This window comes from Bartonella sp. CR127HXZ (assembly GCF_042194555.1).
GTDB lineage: Bacteria > Pseudomonadota > Alphaproteobacteria > Rhizobiales > Rhizobiaceae > Bartonella > Bartonella grahamii.
Genome location: NZ_JBHIMZ010000002.1, coordinates 236,938 through 255,658 on the forward strand (window position 1 = coordinate 236,938; position 18,721 = coordinate 255,658).

Annotated in this window: 18 protein-coding genes; 11 read left to right on the forward strand and 7 right to left on the reverse strand. The window is 38.7% G+C overall.

Translation table 11 applies throughout. The annotated features are described in order from the left end of the window. Nucleotides 1-64: 64 nt before the first annotated feature. From ACFIKY_RS02335 to mnhG, 6 genes are read left to right on the forward strand one after another with little or no spacing between them, the layout of a single operon-like run. Nucleotides 65-2,986: a monovalent cation/H+ antiporter subunit A gene (locus ACFIKY_RS02335; RefSeq protein WP_375635340.1), complete on the forward strand. Its 2,922-nt coding sequence runs from the start codon at nt 65-67 to the stop codon at nt 2,984-2,986. After that, nucleotides 2,986-3,327, forward strand: a complete 342-nt coding sequence (locus ACFIKY_RS02340) for a Na+/H+ antiporter subunit C (protein ID WP_015857096.1) — start codon at nt 2,986-2,988, stop codon at nt 3,325-3,327. Before ACFIKY_RS02335 ends, ACFIKY_RS02340 begins: the two co-directional genes overlap by 1 nt. Continuing rightward, nucleotides 3,327-4,949 (forward strand): monovalent cation/H+ antiporter subunit D, encoded by a 1,623-nt coding sequence (locus ACFIKY_RS02345; protein ID WP_375635339.1) that lies wholly within the window; start codon nt 3,327-3,329, stop codon nt 4,947-4,949. The genes ACFIKY_RS02340 and ACFIKY_RS02345 overlap by 1 nt, the downstream gene beginning before the upstream one ends. Next, nucleotides 4,946-5,431 carry a Na+/H+ antiporter subunit E gene (locus tag ACFIKY_RS02350; RefSeq protein WP_375635338.1) on the forward strand — a complete coding sequence of 162 codons (486 nt, stop codon included), beginning with the start codon at nt 4,946-4,948 and terminating at the stop codon, nt 5,429-5,431. The genes ACFIKY_RS02345 and ACFIKY_RS02350 overlap by 4 nt, the downstream gene beginning before the upstream one ends. Continuing rightward, on the forward strand, nt 5,428-5,709 hold the full coding sequence (locus ACFIKY_RS02355; RefSeq protein WP_375635337.1) for a K+/H+ antiporter subunit F: 282 nt from the start codon (nt 5,428-5,430) through the stop codon (nt 5,707-5,709). The genes ACFIKY_RS02350 and ACFIKY_RS02355 overlap by 4 nt, the downstream gene beginning before the upstream one ends. Further along, nucleotides 5,706-6,116, forward strand: a complete 411-nt coding sequence (gene mnhG, locus ACFIKY_RS02360; protein ID WP_375635336.1) for a monovalent cation/H(+) antiporter subunit G — start codon at nt 5,706-5,708, stop codon at nt 6,114-6,116. Before ACFIKY_RS02355 ends, mnhG begins: the two co-directional genes overlap by 4 nt. A 16-nt stretch (nt 6,117-6,132) precedes the next feature. Here the strand turns inward: mnhG and ACFIKY_RS02365 are convergent, their stop codons facing one another. The 4 genes from ACFIKY_RS02365 to ACFIKY_RS02380 form a co-directional block, all read right to left on the reverse strand. Continuing rightward, nucleotides 6,133-6,522, reverse strand: a complete 390-nt coding sequence (locus ACFIKY_RS02365) for an MliC family protein (protein ID WP_015857091.1) — start codon at nt 6,520-6,522, stop codon at nt 6,133-6,135. 17 nt (nt 6,523-6,539) lie between these two features. Further along, a complete protein-coding gene (locus tag ACFIKY_RS02370; RefSeq protein ID WP_375635334.1) occupies nt 6,540-6,935 on the reverse strand; it encodes an MliC family protein in 396 nt (131 codons plus the stop codon). A gap of 424 nt (nt 6,936-7,359) precedes the next feature. Then, nucleotides 7,360-8,493: a 3-dehydroquinate synthase gene (aroB, locus tag ACFIKY_RS02375; protein WP_375661336.1), complete on the reverse strand. Its 1,134-nt coding sequence runs from the start codon at nt 8,491-8,493 to the stop codon at nt 7,360-7,362. Beyond that, a complete protein-coding gene (locus ACFIKY_RS02380) occupies nt 8,468-9,100 on the reverse strand; it encodes a shikimate kinase (protein ID WP_375661370.1) in 633 nt (210 codons plus the stop codon). Before ACFIKY_RS02380 ends, aroB begins: the two co-directional genes overlap by 26 nt. Nucleotides 9,101-9,359: 259 nt before the next feature. On the opposite strand from ACFIKY_RS02380, the gene ACFIKY_RS02385 reads away from it, so the two are divergent. From ACFIKY_RS02385 to ACFIKY_RS02395, 3 genes are all read left to right on the forward strand, one after another. Further along, entirely contained in the window at nt 9,360-10,298 is a 939-nt protein-coding gene (locus tag ACFIKY_RS02385; RefSeq protein WP_375661372.1) for a site-specific tyrosine recombinase XerD, read from the forward strand. Between the two features lie 78 nt (nt 10,299-10,376). Beyond that, on the forward strand, nt 10,377-11,333 hold the full coding sequence (locus tag ACFIKY_RS02390) for an acetyl-CoA carboxylase carboxyltransferase subunit alpha (RefSeq protein ID WP_375644415.1): 957 nt from the start codon (nt 10,377-10,379) through the stop codon (nt 11,331-11,333). A 40-nt stretch (nt 11,334-11,373) separates the two neighbouring features. Further along, nucleotides 11,374-12,123 carry a L,D-transpeptidase family protein gene (locus ACFIKY_RS02395; protein ID WP_375635332.1) on the forward strand — a complete coding sequence of 250 codons (750 nt, stop codon included), beginning with the start codon at nt 11,374-11,376 and terminating at the stop codon, nt 12,121-12,123. 878 nt (nt 12,124-13,001) lie between these two features. On the opposite strand, the gene ACFIKY_RS02400 is transcribed toward ACFIKY_RS02395, so the two are convergent. The 3 genes from ACFIKY_RS02400 to ACFIKY_RS02410 all read right to left on the reverse strand — a co-directional run bounded on the left by ACFIKY_RS02400 (nt 13,002) and on the right by ACFIKY_RS02410 (nt 17,075). Beyond that, the gene (locus ACFIKY_RS02400) at nt 13,002-14,063 is read right to left on the reverse strand and encodes a CobW family GTP-binding protein (RefSeq protein ID WP_375661337.1); all 1,062 of its coding nucleotides are present in this window, start codon (nt 14,061-14,063) and stop codon (nt 13,002-13,004) included. Nucleotides 14,064-14,479: 416 nt separating this feature from the next. Further along, nucleotides 14,480-15,571: a D-alanyl-D-alanine carboxypeptidase family protein gene (locus tag ACFIKY_RS02405; protein WP_375646917.1), complete on the reverse strand. Its 1,092-nt coding sequence runs from the start codon at nt 15,569-15,571 to the stop codon at nt 14,480-14,482. Between the two features lie 706 nt (nt 15,572-16,277). Next, nucleotides 16,278-17,075, reverse strand: coding sequence for a 1-acyl-sn-glycerol-3-phosphate acyltransferase (locus tag ACFIKY_RS02410; RefSeq protein ID WP_015857082.1), 798 nt, complete (start codon nt 17,073-17,075; stop codon nt 16,278-16,280). Between the two features lie 129 nt (nt 17,076-17,204). Here ACFIKY_RS02410 and thiD point away from each other — a divergent pair, with 129 nt between their 5' ends. Both thiD and ACFIKY_RS02420 read left to right on the forward strand, forming a co-directional pair. Beyond that, nucleotides 17,205-18,059 (forward strand): bifunctional hydroxymethylpyrimidine kinase/phosphomethylpyrimidine kinase, encoded by an 855-nt coding sequence (gene thiD, locus ACFIKY_RS02415; RefSeq protein ID WP_375635329.1) that lies wholly within the window; start codon nt 17,205-17,207, stop codon nt 18,057-18,059. A 403-nt stretch (nt 18,060-18,462) separates the two neighbouring features. Continuing rightward, nucleotides 18,463-18,690 carry a hypothetical protein gene (locus ACFIKY_RS02420; RefSeq protein WP_375661338.1) on the forward strand — a complete coding sequence of 76 codons (228 nt, stop codon included), beginning with the start codon at nt 18,463-18,465 and terminating at the stop codon, nt 18,688-18,690. Nucleotides 18,691-18,721: the final 31 nt, after the last annotated feature.

Genomic DNA, 18,721 nt, shown 5'->3' on the forward strand with positions numbered 1-18,721 from the left:
GGTGAGGATATAAGTTTTTGTTTTGTCGATGACAAAATATTAAGGACAGGATGGAGTTGAAAGAATGACAACACGGGAAGCAATGTTGATATTGCTCGTTTTGCTTCCCTTTGGTGGAAGTGCTATCATTGGCTTTTTTCGCTCGACAGCAAAAAATAATGAAGCATGGTTTGCTGGGATTGTTGCACTTTTCTGTCTTATTTTTACAATAATGCTTTATCCGGAAGTTCGCGGAAACCACGTAGTGCGTTTAGATATTTCTTGGCTTCCAGAATGGGGGAGCGATTTGATTCTCCGTATAGATGGTTTGTCGTGGCTTTTTTGCTTGCTCATTACAGGAATTGGGTTGCTTGTTGTCATTTATTCACGTTATTACATGGATCCAGCAGATTCTGTACCGCGATTTTTTTCCTTTTTTTTGGCCTTTATGGGATCAATGACGGGAATAGTCTTATCAGGTAATCTCGTCTTTTTGGTTATTTTTTGGGAACTCACCAGCATTTTTTCTTTTTTGTTGATCGGCTATTGGTATCATAATGCAAGTGCGCGTGAGGGTGCGCGTATGGCTCTAACGATCACAGGTTTTGGCGGTTTTGCACTTTTTATTGGGGTTTTATTGATCGGGTATATTGTTGGCAGTTTTGATTTGGATAAAGTGCTGCAGTCTGGAGATATGATCCGGTCAAGTTCTCTTTATAGTCCTGTCCTTATTTGTATTTTATTGGGGGGATTAACAAAAAGTGCGCAGTTTCCCTTTCATTTTTGGCTGCCCAATGCGATGGCTGCTCCAACCCCTGTATCGGCTTATTTGCATTCAGCAACCATGGTAAAAGCGGGATTGTTTTTGCTTGTTCGTTTATGGCCTGTGCTTTCTGGGACAGAATCTTGGTTTTGGCTGGTTGGCTTTTCAGGACTCTCTACATTGCTGCTTGGTGCCTATTTTTCCATGTTTCAGCAAGACTTGAAAGGGCTGCTTGCTTATTCAACTATTAGTCATCTTGGATTGATTACCACGCTTTTAAGCCTTGGTAGTCCACTTGCTTGTGTTGCAGCGATCTTCCATATGGCTAATCATGCTACTTTTAAAGCTTCTTTATTTATGGCTGCTGGTATTATTGATCACGAGACGGGAACACGTGATATGCGTAAATTGTCAGGGCTTTATCGCTCTATGCCTATTACAGCAACTCTCGCTTTAGTTGCAAGCGCAGCGATGGCTGGAGTTCCTTTGTTGAATGGTTTTTTATCGAAAGAGATGTTTTTTGCTGAAGCTGTTGAAACGCATATGGAATCATGGCTCGATTGGATTGCACCTTATGTAGCAACGCTGGCTAGTCTGTTTAGTGTAACCTATTCTATACGCTTTATTCATGGCGTTTTTTTGGGACCAAAACCTGTCAATTTACCCAAAACTCCCCATGAACCACCGCATTTCATGCGTTTACCAATGGAGCTTTTGGTGTTTATTTGTTTAGCAGTTGGTATTTTTCCTAATTTAACAATAGGACCTATTTTAGATAACGCGGTTGTGTCTGTTTTAGGATCAATGACAATCCCTTATAGTTTAGCTGTTTGGCATGGGTTTAATACTCCATTAGTGATGAGTTTTGTTGCGTTATTAGGAGGCGGATTACTCTACGCTGTCGGGCACCGTTATTTTTTATCCTGTGATGATGGAGCGCCTTTTTTTCGTCACTTAAATGGACCGCGTATTTTTGAACGCATTCTCGTGATTATTTCTTGGAAATGGGCACGTGCGGTGGAATCTATTTTGTCAACACGTCGTTTGCAGATACAGTTGCACTGGATTTTTTGGGTGTGTTTTGCATTTGTTGGTCTTTTACTTTGGTGCGATGGTTTTATTTCAGCGGGGGCGTTACCGCTTTTCCCAGTTGATATTCCCTTTCTCGCTCTTTGGTTAGTTGGCGGATTATGTGCACTTTTAGTTGCTTGGCAAGCAAAGTTTCATCGTCTTGCATCACTCATGTTGTCGGGGGGAGCTGGTTTGATGACTTGTGCAACCTTTTTATGGCTTTCTGCTCCTGATTTAGCAATAACACAATTAGTTGTTGAGGTTGTTACAGTCGTCTTATTATTGCTTGGTTTACGGTGGTTGCCTAAACGTTTGCATAATCCTACTCCAACGCCTGTTCGTTTTTTCGTGCGCTTGCGTCGTATCCGTGATTTCATCATAGCCCTTGTGGGAGGTGCTGGTGTAGCATGGCTCTCTTTTGCAGTGATGACACGTCCTCAAGGTACGACGATTTCTGATTTTTTTCTCACCAAGGCTTACTCTGATGCTGGTGGTCGCAATGTTGTGAATGTGTTGTTGGTTGATTTCCGTGGTTTTGATACTATGGGAGAAATTGTCGTTTTGGGTGTTGTATCACTCACTGTTTTTGCCCTTTTACGGCGGTTTCGTCCTGCCCCTGAAAGTATTGATGCACCTTTTCAGCAACGTGTCCAGAAAGCCTTTGATATGGCACAGCCTAATCGAAATGTGGGAGATACAGTGTTGAATTATTTAGCTGTTCCTGCTGTTATTATGGGTTGGCTCTTTCCGATTATTATCGCTTTTGCTATTTATTTATTTATGCGAGGGCATGATCTGCCAGGAGGTGGATTTGTCGGTGGTGTTACTTTGGCGATAGGATTTATTTTACAATATCTTGCACGCGATATTCGGTGGGTGGAAACGCATTTGAGAGTTTTACCTTTGCGTTGGATGGGCTTTGGTTTATTGTTGTCAGTCGTAACGGGGATGGGCTCTTGGTTTTTTGGATATCCTTTTTTAACATCCTTTTTTCGATATATTCATTTTCCGTTAATTGGAAAAGTTCCCATGGCATCTGCTTTTTTGTTTGATTTTGGTGTGCTTTCTCTTGTGTTAGGAGCAACTGTTCTCATTTTAATTGCACTTGCACACCAGTCAATTCGGAGTTACCGAATCGGTAAGAAACCTGTTTTGAAAGAGAAGGAAAATTAATGGAAATTGTTCTTTCTTTAGGTATTGGTATTCTTGTTGGATCAGGAATTTGGCTTATTTTACGTCCACGCACTTTTCAAGTCATTCTTGGTTTGTCTTTGATTTCCTATGGTGTCAATCTTTTTATGTTTTCAATGAGTAGACCGCGTAGTAATGCCGCTCCAATTGTTGATCCTACTACTGTTATTAATCCAGCTAATTATGTCGATCCTCTTCCTCAAGCCTTAGTTTTAACTGCGATTGTGATTGGTTTTGCAACGACAGCTTTATTTTTAGTTATTCTCTTGGTTTCACGCGGTTTAACGGGTTCAGATCACGTTGATGGACGTGAGGTGCAGTGATGGAAGTAGGGGTGCACCATCTCCTTATTTTGCCTATTCTTTTGCCGTTAATCACTGGAGCACTTCTTCTTTTTTATGATGAACGGCGTTCGAAATTTAAATCATTGATTAGTCTTTTTTCGGCGGGATTGTCGGTCGTTATTGCTGTTTTACTGATTATACGTACTCTTGAAATAGCGCCGGCTTGCGATGTTTATCGGCTTGGCAATTGGCTCTCTCCCTTCGGAATTGTTTTGGTCCTTGATCGTTTAAGCGCCATGATGCTTTTACTTTCAAGCTTATTGGTGACTAGCGTACTGGTTTTTGCGCGGGCTCATTGGTACAAAGCGGGTTCTCATTTTCAGTCACTGATGCAATTTTTCATGGTTGGAATGAACGGCGCTTTTTTGACCGGTGATTTATTTAATTTATTTGTATTTTTTGAAGTTATGTTAACGGCTTCCTATGGGCTTGCTTTGCATGGTTCTGGTCAGACACGCGTGCGTGCAGGGTTGCATTATGTTGTGGTTAATCTTGTTGCTTCATTACTTTTTTTAGTTGGTACAGCCCTCATTTATGGAGTCGCTGGTACTCTTAATATGGCCGATTTGGCTGTTAAAATAAAATATATATCTTCTACAGATATTGTTTTGTTCGAAATAGGTGTTGCACTTCTCGGTATTGCTTTTTTGCTTAAGGCTGGTATGTGGCCGCTTAATTTTTGGTTGGTGCCAACTTACAGCGCGGCAGTAGCGCCCGTTGGAGCTTCTTTTGCACTTTTGAGCAAGGTGGGTATTTATATTATTTTACGTTTAACGCTGCTGTGGTTTGGTCCTGAAAGTGAATATTTTAACCATTTTGGTCATACGGTTTTGTTTTATGGTGGGCTTGCCACTTTGATTTTTGGTTTTATTGGGGTATTGGCGAGCCAAGTTTTGGTGCGTTTGGCAGCTTATAGTGTTCTTGTCTCTTCTGGTACATTGTTGGCAGCAATAGGGATTGGCAATGCAGCACTGACAGCAGGTGCACTTTTTTATATTGTTTCTTCAACTTTAGCACTGGGAGCTTTTTTTCTTTTGGTAGAGTTGGTTGAACGCTGTCAAGATGTGGCTGCTAATGTTCTGGCTGTCACAATGGAGGTTTATGGTGATGATGAAGAGGAGGAAGAAGATGAAGTTGGCACATATCTCCCTGTAACCTTGGCAATTCTTGGGGCTTGTTTTGGTATCTGTGCCATTTTGATTATTGGATTGCCACCTTTTTCTGGTTTTGTTGCTAAACTTATGATGTTTATGGCAGTTTTAAACCATAGTAGAGAGGATTTTTTTGCCTCTCTTCCGGTTTATCATGATTGGCTTTTTGTGGTTTTTGTCACCCTCTCAGGTTTTGCAGCTTTGATTGCACTGACACGAACGGGGATTCGAACTTTTTGGGTTTCTCTTGAAGGTCGCGTTCCCCGTGTGCAGGTGATAGAATTTGCGCCTATTGCTGTTCTTCTTGCCTTGTGTTTTCTTATAACAATTGTAGCCGGTCCTGTTAGTCATTATATGTCTGAAACTGCTAAGACTTTGTATGAACCTCAGAATTATATTGGGAGCGTTTTAACGGATTTTTCTCTTGAAAAGAGGGAGATGAATAAATGAATCGTTTTTGTCCTTCTCCTTTTTTCAGTGGTGTCATTGTCCTTATGTGGCTTATTTTAAATGGTTTTAGTTTAGGGCAATTGTTTTTAGGTATTATAACCGCTTTGTTTTGTGGTTGGATGATACGGCTTCTTGAGCCGGAGAAGGTTGCTATTAAAAACTGGAGTGCGGTTTTTCGTCTTATTTTTCGAGTCTTGATAGATTCTATATCCTCAAATATCTCGGTGGCTTGGTTTGTTTTAACAAAAAGGTCTCGAAAACAGCGATCTGGCTTTATTGTAGTGCCTCTTCTGCTTCATAATCGCACTGCTTTGGCTATTTTAGCGTGCATCCTTTCGGCAACTCCTGGAACGGCTTGGGTTGCCTATAATAGTAAAAAGGGTGAGCTTTTGCTCCATGTCCTAAATTTAAAAAATGGATATGATTATCAACGATTGATAAAACAACGGTATGAGAAGTTACTTTTGGAGATTTTCTTATGAGTATGGTGATCCTTTATTGGGGGCTTTTCTTTTCACAGTTTTTTTTAAGTTTGGCGGTGGTCTTCGCATTGTTTCGGTTGATTCGTGGTCCACGGGCACAGGATAGAATTGTTGGTTTGGATGCTCTTTATATAACCACTGTTCTTTTGTTTCTTACATTCGATATCCGTTCAGGAACAACCATTTATTTTGTTGCTGCCCTCATTATTGGGTTGTTGGGGTCTGTCTCAAGCATCGCTTTAGCGAAGTTTCTTATGCGGGGGGAGGTTATTGAATGAAAGATGACGTATCGCTTGTGGTTGCTATTGCTATCACGGTTTTCTTAATATTAGGGTCTGGATTGACACTGATCGCAACGATAGGTTTGGTGCGTTTTTCCAGTTTTTATGAGCGTTTGCATATGCTTTCAGTATGTACGAGTTGGGGCGTTGGTAGCATTCTTATTTCTTCATTTCTCTATTCAATATTTGTGGACCATTATTTTGTTTTTCATGAAGTGTTGCTGATGTTTTTTTTATTTTTAACAGCACCGGTAGCTTCTATGTTGCTCTCACATACAGCAGCTTATCGACATCATTCAGAAGAACAGTCAGAAAAACCGCTGGCTCTTTTATTAGACCAGACGGAGGAAAAGTTACTCACGTCAGAAGGAACATCAAGCGATGAGAGCCAGCGCGGTTCTTGAAATACAAGAAGCTTCTTTATTCTGTGCTTTTTTCTTCTACACACGTGAGGGACGTTGCGTGGTCTTCAGTAAGAGTATTGTAGAATGAGGCCTCGTTTCCTTTTGTCCACCAAACATATTCACCCCCTACATATTTTGCTCCAGAAGCAGAAACGACATTGGAAGCGATGATGCGCTTTCCATTCCATTTGAGATCAACTAATGCAATATCATTGGTAGTGTAGTAGGTTGCTTCAACACGTTCTTTTTTTGTTTCATTGCTGCATTGATAGACAGCGGTTTCTTTTTTTGGTTCTGAATCGTCTGGTACCTCAATGACTAAAGAGCCGGCAAAGGCACTCGTTGAGCTAAAAAGCGATAGACTTAAAACGGCTAAAAACCGTAAATTAAAAAGAGTTTTTTTCATAATGATTCCTTCGTTATTTAGAACAACAATGTTGATTCATCTTTACAGTGGATGGGGGTTTTTCTTTCTGGATCACGAAGATGATCGTAAAGTGTGACTTCGTTGTTCTTTTTCCACCAAATATACCAGCTTCCTTCGTATTTTTCCCCTGTGTCTGCGACTACATTTGCAGCAACGACGCGCTCTCCTTTCCATTTGAAATCAACCAACGAAATATTATCAGCATTGAGATAGACCGCTTCAACGCGTTCTTTACCTGTTCCAGTATCGCACTGGTAGGTAATGGTCTCAGTTTTTGGCTCTGGATTGTCTGGTACCTCAATGATAAAAGAACCAGCTAAGCTATTGTTTGAGCTGAAGATTGATAAACTTAAAGCGGTGAAAAATCCTAAAAAATGTAAAGTTTTTTTCATGATGCTTCCCTATATTCCTATATTGTTCACAAAGAATAATTTGATTGATACAATGGTGTCTACGGCAGGATTCGAACCTGCGACCCCAGGATTCATACCACTTCGATTTTCACCGCCAGCTTTTCATGGCTGTTTGTGGTCTGGACTGTCTCTTCACCTTGAAGCTTTTAGCTCTTTAGGTGCTGCCCGTTCAGTCTCTACACCTTTCTCTCATTTGAGGAGAGACTTGGCTCGGGATTGGCATTGGCATATAGTCTCCCATGAAGCTTTCCCCGAATTTGAGCAGATCCACTTTGAGGATTTCTCCTTAAAGCGCCCAATTTCTTTAGGAATCCTGTGCTCTATCCTACTGAGCTACGCAGACATCATCATACTTATTCCTTTAATAGAAGTATAAAAACGAATCAATTATATTCAATATGAATTAACGAATTTCTGCTAATTTTTGTTCCAGAAAAGTCAAAACTGCTTCCGGAGAGACATTTTTTGCAATAAATGATTGACCAAGTCCGCGTGTTAAGATGAAGGTCAAATTGTTTTGCGAAACTTTTTTATCTTGGGCAATGAGAGTCATCAGCATTTCAGCATCTGGTAACTTCCCTGGGATATCCTTTAATTGTGTCGGCAACCCTATAGATTTGAAGTGGACTTCAATGCGTTGTATAAGCGTGGGGCTTATTAAATTTAGTTGAGCAGAGAATTGATGCGCTAGAACCATTCCAATTGCTACAGCTTCACCATGGATTAAGCGGTCTGAGTCATAGGCGGTTGCTGTTTCAAGCATGTGTCCAAATGTATGGCCGAGATTTAAGAGTGCGCGCTCTCCTGTTTCGTGTTCGTCACGTGCTACAATGGCAGCTTTAAATTGGCATGAGCGGACAATAGCTTCTGTTCGTATTGGGCCATTGGAAAAAATTTCTTTCCCATTTTTTTCAAGCCACTCAAAAAAATCAGGCTGGTTAATGAGTCCATATTTAACCATTTCTGCGTAACCAGCACGAAATTCGCGCGGTGGTAGGGTATCAAGAAGACATGTGTCAGCAATAACGCATTGCGGTTGATAAAAAGTACCAATAAGATTTTTACCATATTGGCTATTGATTCCAGTTTTTCCACCAACGGAGGAATCAATTTGTGCAAGAAGCGTTGTGGGCATTTGAATGAAGTTCATACCACGGCGGATTATACTTGCCGCAAATCCTGCTAGATCGCCAATGACACCACCACCAAAAGCAATAACACAATCGCCTCTTTCTAAACGCGCAGCAAGAATTTGACCGATGACAATTTGCAGGGTTGAAAATGATTTTGATTGTTCTCCTGCTTCTACAATAATAGGGACAGTATGAATTTTATTTTTTATTAACTCTGCTTGTAATATTTCCAAATGAAGAGAAGCAACATTTGTATCTGTAACAAGTGCCAAGCGCGTTGGATGAGGATCTTTTTTGTTAAGAGCATGTTTAATCTGTGAAGCAGCTTGTGCAATCAGATTCGGACCAATGATGATATCGTAACAGTGTTTGTCCAGTTTAACAGTGACGGTCTTTGTTTGCATGCTGGTTGTCCCTATTGTTAATTTCTGTGTATAGGTAGTGCTGTACAGATCGTATAACATTTTGTGCTACGGTATGACGGCTTTCTTTATGACTGTTAATTGTTAAGTTTGCCTTTGCATAGATAGGATAACGCTGTTCCATGAGTTTTTGCATGGTTTCTTTAGGATTAGCTGTTTGAAGCAGGGGGCGTGCTGGGTGTTTTGAGACACGTTTCATGAGGATATCAAGATCGACTTTTAGCCATATGGATATACCCTTTTGGTGAATGGCTTTTCGGATATTTTCATTTATGTAGGCACCACCACCTGTTGCTAAAACAAGGGGACTTTTTTTTATGAGGTTTAGAATAACACGCTGTTCAAGAGCACGAAATTCTGATTCACCATAAATTTCAAAGAGTTCAGTGATTGTCATTTGCGCAGCTTTTTCAATTTCTTGGTCAGAATCATAAAAGGGTAAACGGAGCATGGTGGCGACGCGTTTTCCGATCACTGATTTTCCTGCCCCCATAAGACCAACAAGGACAAGTACTCTTTTATCAAGGGACGATAAGAGCTGATTCTTTATTTGTGTTATGGGGACGCGTTTTGGTCGATTGCTTTTCATAACTTTATTTCGGCATTTATCCATCTTAAAGTCAATTCCTGTTAATCTTTGTGAGGCATAATACGAGATAGAATATTTTTGGTAGGTTATTATCTTATGCCAACATTGACCAGATTTTTGATGATTCTTTTCATTTTGCTTTCTGTTCTTTTCATTATAATGGGTGCTCTTGTGGTTTGGGTTGAACCAGTAACTGTGGATATGTACATTGATGTCCCCTTGGATTCATGGAATCTTTCTACGGAAGCGAATCAATGAAATGAAAAGTGGTGCTGTGATAGATCATTTTCTTGAGATGATGAGCGCGGAGAGAGGGGCTTCACCTCATACGCTTGCGGCTTATCAGCATGATTTGCAGTGGGCACAAGACGAATTGTCTTCACACTCTGTTTCGCTTTTTTCAGCACAAAAAGAAGATTTAATTACTCTTTTGTCGCTTATGCATACTTTTGGTTTTGCGGCATCGTCGCAAGCGCGCCGTTTATCAACTTTGCGTCAGTTTTATCAATTCCTTTATGCTGAAGGGTTGAGAGCAGATGATCCCTCTCATGATATTGATGCACCTCGCCAAGGGCGTCCTTTGCCAAAAATCATGAGTGAAGATGCAGTGATAAAATTGCTTGATTTAGCACAGTTAGAAGTTAATCAAGCTCATTATGGATCTAAGGATTATCTGCGTGCATTGCGTCTTCAGCTATTGAGTGAAATGCTTTATGCAACAGGATTACGCATTAGTGAATTGGTGAGTCTGCCTGTGCAGGCTGTTCGGGGGAAAGCATACAGCATTTTGGTTCGTGGTAAAGGCAAAAAAGAACGAATGGTGCTGTTATCAAAAAAAGCATATCAAGTTCTTTTGCAGTGGTTAAATTTGCGTGATCAGGGAAAGGATGCCGCAAGTTCTTATCTTTTTCCAGCGCATTCAGAAACAGGGTATATTGCGCGTCAAGTTGTTGCACGGGAGTTGAAAAATCTCGCCACAAGGGCAGGAATTGAAAGTAAACACTTTTCTCCCCATGTGTTGCGCCATGCTTTTGCTAGCCATCTTTTGCAAAATGGTGCTGATTTGCGTGCCGTTCAACATTTGTTAGGTCACTCTGATATTGCTACCACTCAGATTTATACCCATGTGTTGGAAGAGGGACTTTATCGTTTAGTTAATGAGCATCATCCACTTGCCGATGAGCAAAAGGCTCGTTAAAGAAAAGGTGATGTTTTTGAAAAAGACTTTATAAAGCAAATTATAAGTGTATAAGTGACACTGAATGAGTTGGTACAAATGTATAATTATCTTGATTTTGAAAAACCAGTTGCTGATCTTGATGGGAAAATTCTTGAATTAAAAAAAATTTCTCAGGAAAAAGGCAGTCTTGATATGAGTGACGAGATTGCTCGTCTTGAAACGCGTTCCCAAACAGCGTTGCGCGATATTTATAAAAAATTATCGCCGTGGCAAAAAACACAAGTCGCTCGTCATCCTGATCGTCCCCATTTTATGGACTATTCTAAACGCTTATTGAGTGATGTTACGCCTTTGGCAGGAGATCGCAAGTTTGCTGAAGATGAGGCTATTCAAGCTGGGTTTGCACGCTTTAGGGGAGAAGCAGTTGCTTATATCGGTCAAGAGAAAGGTCACGATACGCAAACACGTTTGCGTTATAATTTTGGTTCTGCACGTCCAGAAGGCTATCGTAAAGCTGTACGTATTATGGAAATGGCTGACCGCTTTGGTTTGCCACTTCTCACTTTTATTGATACAGCAGGTGCGTATCCTGGGGTAAGCGCTGAAGAACGTGGGCAAGCGGAAGCAATTGCTCAATCAACAGCTGCAACTTTGCGTTTGAAAGTTCCTGTGGTTTCCGTTGTTATTGGAGAAGGCGGTTCTGGAGGGGCGATAGCAATCGCGGCTGCCAACAAAGTTTATATGTTGGAGCACGCAATTTACTCTGTTATTTCACCAGAAGGAGCAGCTTCTATTTTATGGCGTGATCCAGCTCGTGCAAAAGATGCTGCAATGAATATGCGTATTACCGCTCAAGATTTGTATCGCTTGAAGATTATTGATGGCATTATTTCGGAACCTTTAGGGGGAGCGCATCGTGGCAAAGAGATTGTCATTGATGCAACGGGTGATGTTATTTCAGAGGCTTTAAAAGTTATGGCTGGAAAAGATGGTGAAGCTCTTAAACAAGAGCGAAGGGAAAAATACCTTCAAATTGGTCGATCTCTAACATAGGTTATTTTTTGTGAGGGGTGTTGGATTGGAGTTTTATTCGATGACATTTAGCAGATTCCTCGCTGTGTGTGTGTTGTTTGTAATGGGAATATTGGCGGCATGTGGGGGAAGATTGCCAGCTTCTATTCGTGCCAAAGTTGAGCAGCCGTTGCCACAAGAAATCCAGAACAGAATGGCTTTGTACGATATTGATCCTTATGCACCAATTGTAATGCGATTTTTCAAGGAAGAAAATCTTGCTGAAGTTTGGAAGCAATCTCGTTCAGGGCTTTTTATCTTGGTTGCTCGCTATGGCATTTGCAAATGGTCTGGTAAGCTTGGACCTAAATATAAAGAAGGGGATCTTCAGACACCAGAGGGTTTTTATACTATTAGCGCAAACCAAATGAATCCTTATTCAAAATATTATCTTTCTTTTAATATAGGATTTCCTAACCTTTATGATCAGGAAAATGGTCGTACAGGAAGCAATCTTATGGTGCACGGTTCTTGCTTTTCCGCAGGTTGTTATTCTATGAGTGATAAGAACATGGCTCAAATTTATGCGTTTGCACGGGATGCTTTTAAAGGAGGACAAAGAGAGTTTCAGTTGCAGGCTTTTCCTTTCCGCATGACCGAGGATAATATGTTACGTCATAGCAATGATCCTCATTATCAATTCTGGGTTATGCTTAAGAAAGGTTATGATTTTTTTGAAAAAAATCGTCAGCCTCCAACTGTTGAAGTTTATGGAAAACGTTACGTTTTTAATCGCGATATTGATAAAACTTCAGTTTCTCTATTGCAGTGAGTGTTATTGTATCCTGATGGACCGTAGACACTATCACTTATAAATGGCGATACAGGATATGCAAAAACTTTACGCATAAGGTGTTTAAGTGAGTAGTCAGTCTTTTAAAGCCTAGAGTTTTTTCATAGAGTCTTATGTAAGTAAATCAGATGAAGTGGGAAGCCAAGAGGAATTTTCTCAAAGAAGTTGGATTGTTTGCACATCGGTCAATCTTCATTTTTAGTGAAGAGTAAGTTAATATAAAATGTACTTCTCTTTTTATTTCTTTCAAAGAGTTTTATTCTTTCATGCTGTAAAATATTATCTTGTCGTGCTATTATATAAGATACATTCACACATTTTAAAATGCGATATTGCCTCTGTCTGATTTTGTTTTTTTCTTAACAGGGATTTTGATTTCACTTAGCTGGAGTAAATATAGAGTTGAGCAGAATATTTTAGAACCAAGAATTTGTCCAATCGGTCTGTGAAATGAATCGCATGAAGTGGTTCGCAGATGAAGTGCATTTAGAGAGAAAACAATCTGATTACAGATTTATGGATATTAAAATTTTTATCATAACAATTTGATTTACAATGACAGTTTATTATTTTTAGTTTGAATTGAGGGACTCAATATCATAAGATCCTTTTATCTTAAAATCTGTTTATAATGAATCAATCGAAACCATTTTTTGCACACCATAAAATTGGATTAGCATGTGAATAAAACTCTTAAAGAAAAGAGCACAGATAGTTTTCATGAGTACTCTAAAGTGCCAAGTTTTCTAAAACATTTTTAACTGGCAAGAGTATGAGGCTATCAGTTTGCTCCTTTAAAAGCATAAAGATGGTGGTGCCAATGAATTTAATGTTATATCATTGAGGGTGAGAAAAAATTAAAATTTTATTCCTGGAATGATCAGAGGATTTTCTAAGAGAGCTGTTTTGTCTGCAGTATCTATTGCTGGTTTATTAAAAAAAGCATTGAGGAGCTTTTGTATTGCTTCCTTTTCAACACCATCGGCAATGATGACAAAACGTGTTTGTTTTATTCCTTTTGGCCATGCTGGCAATCTTATGGGAGGATGAAAAAATGTTTGTACGCCATGTAATACAAGTGGGCGATAAGGGTCATCATGCAGTGCGATAATTGCTTTAATACGTAATAGTTTTGTACCATAACGCTCTTGTAGGAGATCTAAAAAAGCTTCAATTGTGGCGTAATCAACAGGACCCTCACAGTTGAGTGAAAAGGTACGAATGGTTTTATGGGGGGTATGATCATGTGGGGTAGTCGTAAGATTTTGTTTAAGTTTTGTATTTTCTACTTTTTCATCCCATAATGTGTTATTTATTAATAGCTTTGAACAGAAATCTTCAGAATGGGCGTCAATGATTTGTGCTGTAGGATTAATCGTTTTAAGTGTGTTAAGGAGCGTATCTGAAAGCGTTTGTTGGGTCATAAGGTCTGTTTTGGTGAGAATAATTTTATCAGCAAATATTAATTGTTTATATATTTCAGGATAGCGCTCACATATGGAAAGTGTGCTTAATGTATCAAATGTTGCAAGAACAGCATTTATGGACAATGTTTGAATAAATAACGGGTGGCTTAAAAGTATTTGTAAAATAGGGGCGGGATCAGCCATCCCTGTGGTTTCAATGATAATATGATGGAGTTGTTTGATCTGTCCTGTCTGAACGCGATTTATTAAATCAATTAATGTGTCGATGAGATCACTGCGTAAATTGCAGCATAAGCAGCCATTGGCAAGCTCAATAATTCCCTCTGTCGTTTTTTCAACTAGAAGGTGGTCAATACTGATTTCGCCGAATTCATTGATGATAACAGCACATTCTGTTAAAAGAGGGTCTTGTAGCATACGGTTGAGCAAAGTTGTTTTGCCAGAGCCTAAAAAACCAGTAATAAGCGTGAGAGGGATGCGCTTTATTTTCATGTTAATCATCAACCGTGGTTTTGTTTTAAAAAAACATATTTCAGTACGTTTAACCAATTTATAATGGTGTCCGTGAGGGATATAATGGTTAATACCCTATGAAATCCATTGTACCACTATCTTTACGCTTATAAAGGTAGGTGTATGCAGGGTATATCATACACTTTTTTAGCGTCAATGTTATGATAATTCTTGGTTCTTGAAAGAACTTATAGGAGGAATTTTTATTCCTTGTTTTAATTATTTTATCTACATGTTCATCTACCTCGTGACGTGCAAGAGACTGGTTTTTATTGATTCAACAAATACAGATTTGAAATGAGAGAATCTTACAACATTTGTGGTTCTAACATAAGATACAAAATAATTAATTATCATTATAAATCAAAGTATTATAATTAATCGTAGATTATGATTTATGGCTTTTTTATAGAATGGTTTGCGCGTCTTTTATACGAACTATAGGGCTTTCTTAGTGGCTTTACTGTTATTTTAGGTGTTTTTGGCGTACGAATGAGGTGTACTGGTAAAGGATGAGAAAAAGGAGGTGGAGCAGTGATAAAAGGTGAGGTGAGAATAATATTTCCTTGATCATCATATGAATTTGCATGCATTTTTATGGCTTCAGGTGTGCATGTTTGTTGTCTCATATTGTTGGCTTGTGTTATATTTCTCCCATAAGGTTTTAATGTTGCTAGTGTTAATTGGGGTCTTCCTTGGTGCAAAAATCCTGTTTCAAGAAGTTGTGCAGCTTTTTCTTCTCTTTCAGTTATGTTGTTAGCACCTAGAATGACAGTAATAATTGTACGTTTATTGCGTGTGGCTGAGGCAACAAGATTAAAACCCGAGGCACAAATAAAGCCTGTTTTCATACCGTCTATTCCATAAAAACGGCCAATGAGGTTGTTTGAGTTATGCTGGACTTTTCGATTGTTACCAAAATCAATGGCTGGAATAGAAAAATAATGAGCATATTGTGGAAATTCTCGACGTATTTGAACGGCTAAAAGAGCAATGTCGCGTGCCGTGGAGTAGTTTTGAGGGTCTGGTAAACCACTTGCGTTTGCGAAATGCGTTCCAAACATGCCTAAACGTTTAGCTTCTCTATTCATTTTACGTACAAAATTTTTCTGTGAACCTGCAACAGCTTCACTCATGGCAATGGCTAAATCATTGGTAGATTTAACCATGGTGATACTTAAGGCTGTATCAAGTGTGAGTACAGAACCAGCTTTATAGCCTGAACGATATGAGGGAGCTTTTGCGGCGTATTCGCTGATGGTGATATGTTTGTCTGGTGAAATTTCCCCTCGGCTCATGGCACGAAAAATAACATAAGCGGTCATTAATTTTGTCAAGGAAGCAGGGTACCAACGCTCAAAAGCTTGATTATGTTTTAAGATATGCCCCGTTGTAACATCAACAGAAATAAAAGGCTGCGCTAGAGCAACAGCGCTGAATAAACTCAAAATCACAGAAAAAAATAAATTATAGAAGAGACGTTGCATTAATTTAAATCGAGTTCCTTCTTATTCGTTATTTAGAATTGTTTTAATGTAGCACACAAAGCTTTTAAGTCTAGGTTAGGAAGGAAAGATGGTTAATTGCTGTATCCGTTGTGTCTCGGAGATAAAAACCAATACTCATTTTTATTTTCCCCTTGAATTTGGTTTGATGACTTACAGTATCTTAAGAAATACTTTTTAAATAATGAAGATTGTACAAGATTTCAGGTTCTTGGGGGATTGATGTTTCTTAGGAAGGAACGAATCGGCATAATCATACATTTTTCTTGTCCTCCTGTTAGGACAGCCCTTGGCACTTGAGAGGGGTCGTAAAAAGCATTTAATCTTTTCTTGTATCGTTTTATTCACACAGATATCCCTGCTTGTAATGTGCAAGCAAATGATTCTAATTGATTCAATATGGAATAGATTTGAAATGAGAGAATCTTACGGTATTTCGAGGTCTCATTCAAGTTGAATAACGATAAAATATCCTTATAAATCAATATTATGTATGTTATTTAAACGATTTTAAAGAGAGGAAGAATTCTTTCTCAAAAAAAATTCATACATTGGTCATTTCTTATAATGTACATGTGTTTTATAATTTTGAATTAGAAAGTTTGAAGTATCTTTCTTATATTTTTGTTCCATATACGCCGCTCAATATACAAAGTGATGCGTTATTCTGATCAATCAATACATTGTTTCATGATGAATGATTTAGTTTTTGAAGTTTCTGAACAGCGTATGGTGGCATAGGAGGAGGGGTAGGATCTTGAGCTGCTAAGAGAAGCAGTTCATCACATGCTTTTTCAGTTTTTTGGACAAGTTGATCTAGAAAATCACGTTTGCTTAAACCAGCTTCTATCGGGGGAAGAATACGGACACGAATTGTTCCGGGATAGCGGCGAAAATTATTGCGTGGCCAATATAAACCCGCATTGTGTGCAATAGGCACAACTTGAAGCCCTAATTCATTATAGAGCGCGACAATTCCTGACTTATAATCTGGTTCTTGACCGGGTTGTCGGCGTGTTCCTTCGGGAAAAATCAAGATTTGGCGCCCTTGTTTTACTTTCTCTTTTGCTTTTTGTATAACCATTTTTAAGGCTTTGATGGGCGTTGTACGGTTAATGGGGATAATTTGTGTTTTTGCCATATACCAGCCAAACAATGGAATCCACATCAATTCACGTTTTAAAATGAGAGTAGGATCATCTAAATAGGGAACAAGACTGAAAGTTTCCCAAGCCGATTGATGCTTTGGAGCAATGATATAAGCTCCTTTGGGAAGATTTTCTAAACCTTCAATCTCATAACTTGTACCTGCGATGTATTTTTGCAAAAAGAGTGTAACGCGCGCCCATGTTTTAGGGACAATCCATGCCTTTTTGCGGGGCATTAAAAAATAAACGGGAGCGTAAAGGATCATTTGTATGAAAGTTGTTGTATAAAAAGCGAACGTAAAAAGAATAGAACGAAGGATAAGCACTACATTTTCCATTTTATATCTATAAGAAGACTTCGTATATAATATAATTCACATGAGAAAACATCTTCTTTATGTTTTTTCAAGCATCTATTTTTTCGGTAACTCATTTTCCGATATTTAAAAACAGAAGGAAAGAGGTTGATGGAATTACAAAAAGATAAACTTTTTATTCCACGGATTTTATCTATTGCGGGAACAGATCCTTCTGGTGGCGCTGGAATGCAGGCGGATTTGAAGGTTTTTTCAGCTATGAAAACTTATGGTATGAGTGTGGTTACAGCTGTTGTTGCACAAAATACTCAGGGTGTGCGTTCTTTTCAGGCATTAGATGCTTCTTTTGTTGCAGATCAAATTGATTCTGTTTTTGAGGATATCCATGTTGATGCCGTTAAAATTGGTATGGTTGCAAATGCTCAGATTGCACAGGTTATTGCAGAACGTCTTGCTTATCATAAAGCACGTTTTATTGTTTTTGATCCGGTTATGGTTGCAAAAAGTGGTGATGTTCTTTTAAAGTCTGATGCAATTGAAATTATGCGTGATGTTCTTGTGCCGATGTCAACTTTGATCACGCCAAATTTGCCTGAAGCTGCACTGTTATTGGGAGGTGAAGTGCAATGGTCTTTAGAGACTATGTATCAATATGCTCCACGACTCTTGGCGCTAGGGTGTCATGCAGTTTTGTTAAAAGGGGGACATTTGAATACGCTTACCAAGAATAGTACAGAAAATTACGATTATTCTAGTCCAGATCTTTATTGTGATTGTGAAAACCTTGTTATACTTGAAGCTTCTCGTCTTTCAACTACTCATGATCATGGGACAGGGTGTACCATTTCTGCCGCCATTGCAGCTCTGTTACCTACCCAACCTTTGGATTGCGCTGTTAAACAAGCAAAAGATTATTTGCATGGCGCTTTAACTGCCTCAAATGCTTTAAAAGTAGGGAAAGGGCGAGGGCCGCTTCATCATTTTTATGCATTATGGAAAGATTAATACAATAATTGATTGTGAAAAATCTTCACTCTATGAATTTGTTTCGTCATTATATGCTGTATATGCTGTTTTGGACTTATGACTGATAAGTGTTAGCGCATTGTAGATTAACAGTTATTTTGTATTAAGAAGAATGAGAAAAAAATGTTATAATCTATTTCTTTTATATATTTTTTACGATTAATCTATCCTGTTTCAGAGGCAATTTTGAGTATAAAAAGAGAGCAAGGAATTGTAAAATCAGGATTTGATAGCAAAAAGAGTAGAGGGAAAGACCTTTTACAAGGCGATATTAAAGCTGGCTGATCCCACTATATTTGCTGTTTCTTACATTGGTGGCAAAACAGGATGAGCCAAAATCGTTATAAAAATTATTGAATATATCTAACATTTACAGAGTTTTTTGTCGGCATGGGTAGGGTTTTCTAAATGGCAATTGATACGTCCTGATGGAATTATCAATGATCTTTCAGGTGATGTGGTGAATTTTTTCGGATATTACAACGTCATTATCCTTTTTTTATGGAACTGCTTTATGGAATTATTGGCGTTTCAGATGAGCAGCCATGAGGAGTTTCAACATTTAATACAGCAAGATCTAGAAAATTTTATGGATTTAGAGCGGCTTTAAGGTTTTTATATTTATAGTGATTAAGTTTTAG

Coding starts and splice junctions, on each gene's coding strand:
- ACFIKY_RS02405 (WP_375646917.1), bottom strand. CDS start 15,571: ATGCAACGTCTCTTCTATAATTTATTTTTTTCTGTGATTTTGAGTTTA.
- ACFIKY_RS02355 (WP_375635337.1), top strand. CDS start 5,428: ATGAGTATGGTGATCCTTTATTGGGGGCTTTTCTTTTCACAGTTTTTT.
- ACFIKY_RS02385 (WP_375661372.1), top strand. CDS start 9,360: ATGAAAAGTGGTGCTGTGATAGATCATTTTCTTGAGATGATGAGCGCG.
- thiD (WP_375635329.1), top strand. CDS start 17,205: ATGGAATTACAAAAAGATAAACTTTTTATTCCACGGATTTTATCTATT.
- ACFIKY_RS02350 (WP_375635338.1), top strand. CDS start 4,946: ATGAATCGTTTTTGTCCTTCTCCTTTTTTCAGTGGTGTCATTGTCCTT.
- mnhG (WP_375635336.1), top strand. CDS start 5,706: ATGAAAGATGACGTATCGCTTGTGGTTGCTATTGCTATCACGGTTTTC.
- ACFIKY_RS02335 (WP_375635340.1), top strand. CDS start 65: ATGACAACACGGGAAGCAATGTTGATATTGCTCGTTTTGCTTCCCTTT.
- ACFIKY_RS02395 (WP_375635332.1), top strand. CDS start 11,374: ATGACATTTAGCAGATTCCTCGCTGTGTGTGTGTTGTTTGTAATGGGA.
- ACFIKY_RS02400 (WP_375661337.1), bottom strand. CDS start 14,063: ATGAAAATAAAGCGCATCCCTCTCACGCTTATTACTGGTTTTTTAGGC.
- ACFIKY_RS02410 (WP_015857082.1), bottom strand. CDS start 17,075: ATGGAAAATGTAGTGCTTATCCTTCGTTCTATTCTTTTTACGTTCGCT.
- ACFIKY_RS02380 (WP_375661370.1), bottom strand. CDS start 9,100: ATGAAAAGCAATCGACCAAAACGCGTCCCCATAACACAAATAAAGAAT.
- ACFIKY_RS02340 (WP_015857096.1), top strand. CDS start 2,986: ATGGAAATTGTTCTTTCTTTAGGTATTGGTATTCTTGTTGGATCAGGA.
- aroB (WP_375661336.1), bottom strand. CDS start 8,493: ATGCAAACAAAGACCGTCACTGTTAAACTGGACAAACACTGTTACGAT.
- ACFIKY_RS02345 (WP_375635339.1), top strand. CDS start 3,327: ATGGAAGTAGGGGTGCACCATCTCCTTATTTTGCCTATTCTTTTGCCG.
- ACFIKY_RS02370 (WP_375635334.1), bottom strand. CDS start 6,935: ATGAAAAAAACTTTACATTTTTTAGGATTTTTCACCGCTTTAAGTTTA.
- ACFIKY_RS02390 (WP_375644415.1), top strand. CDS start 10,377: ATGTATAATTATCTTGATTTTGAAAAACCAGTTGCTGATCTTGATGGG.
- ACFIKY_RS02365 (WP_015857091.1), bottom strand. CDS start 6,522: ATGAAAAAAACTCTTTTTAATTTACGGTTTTTAGCCGTTTTAAGTCTA.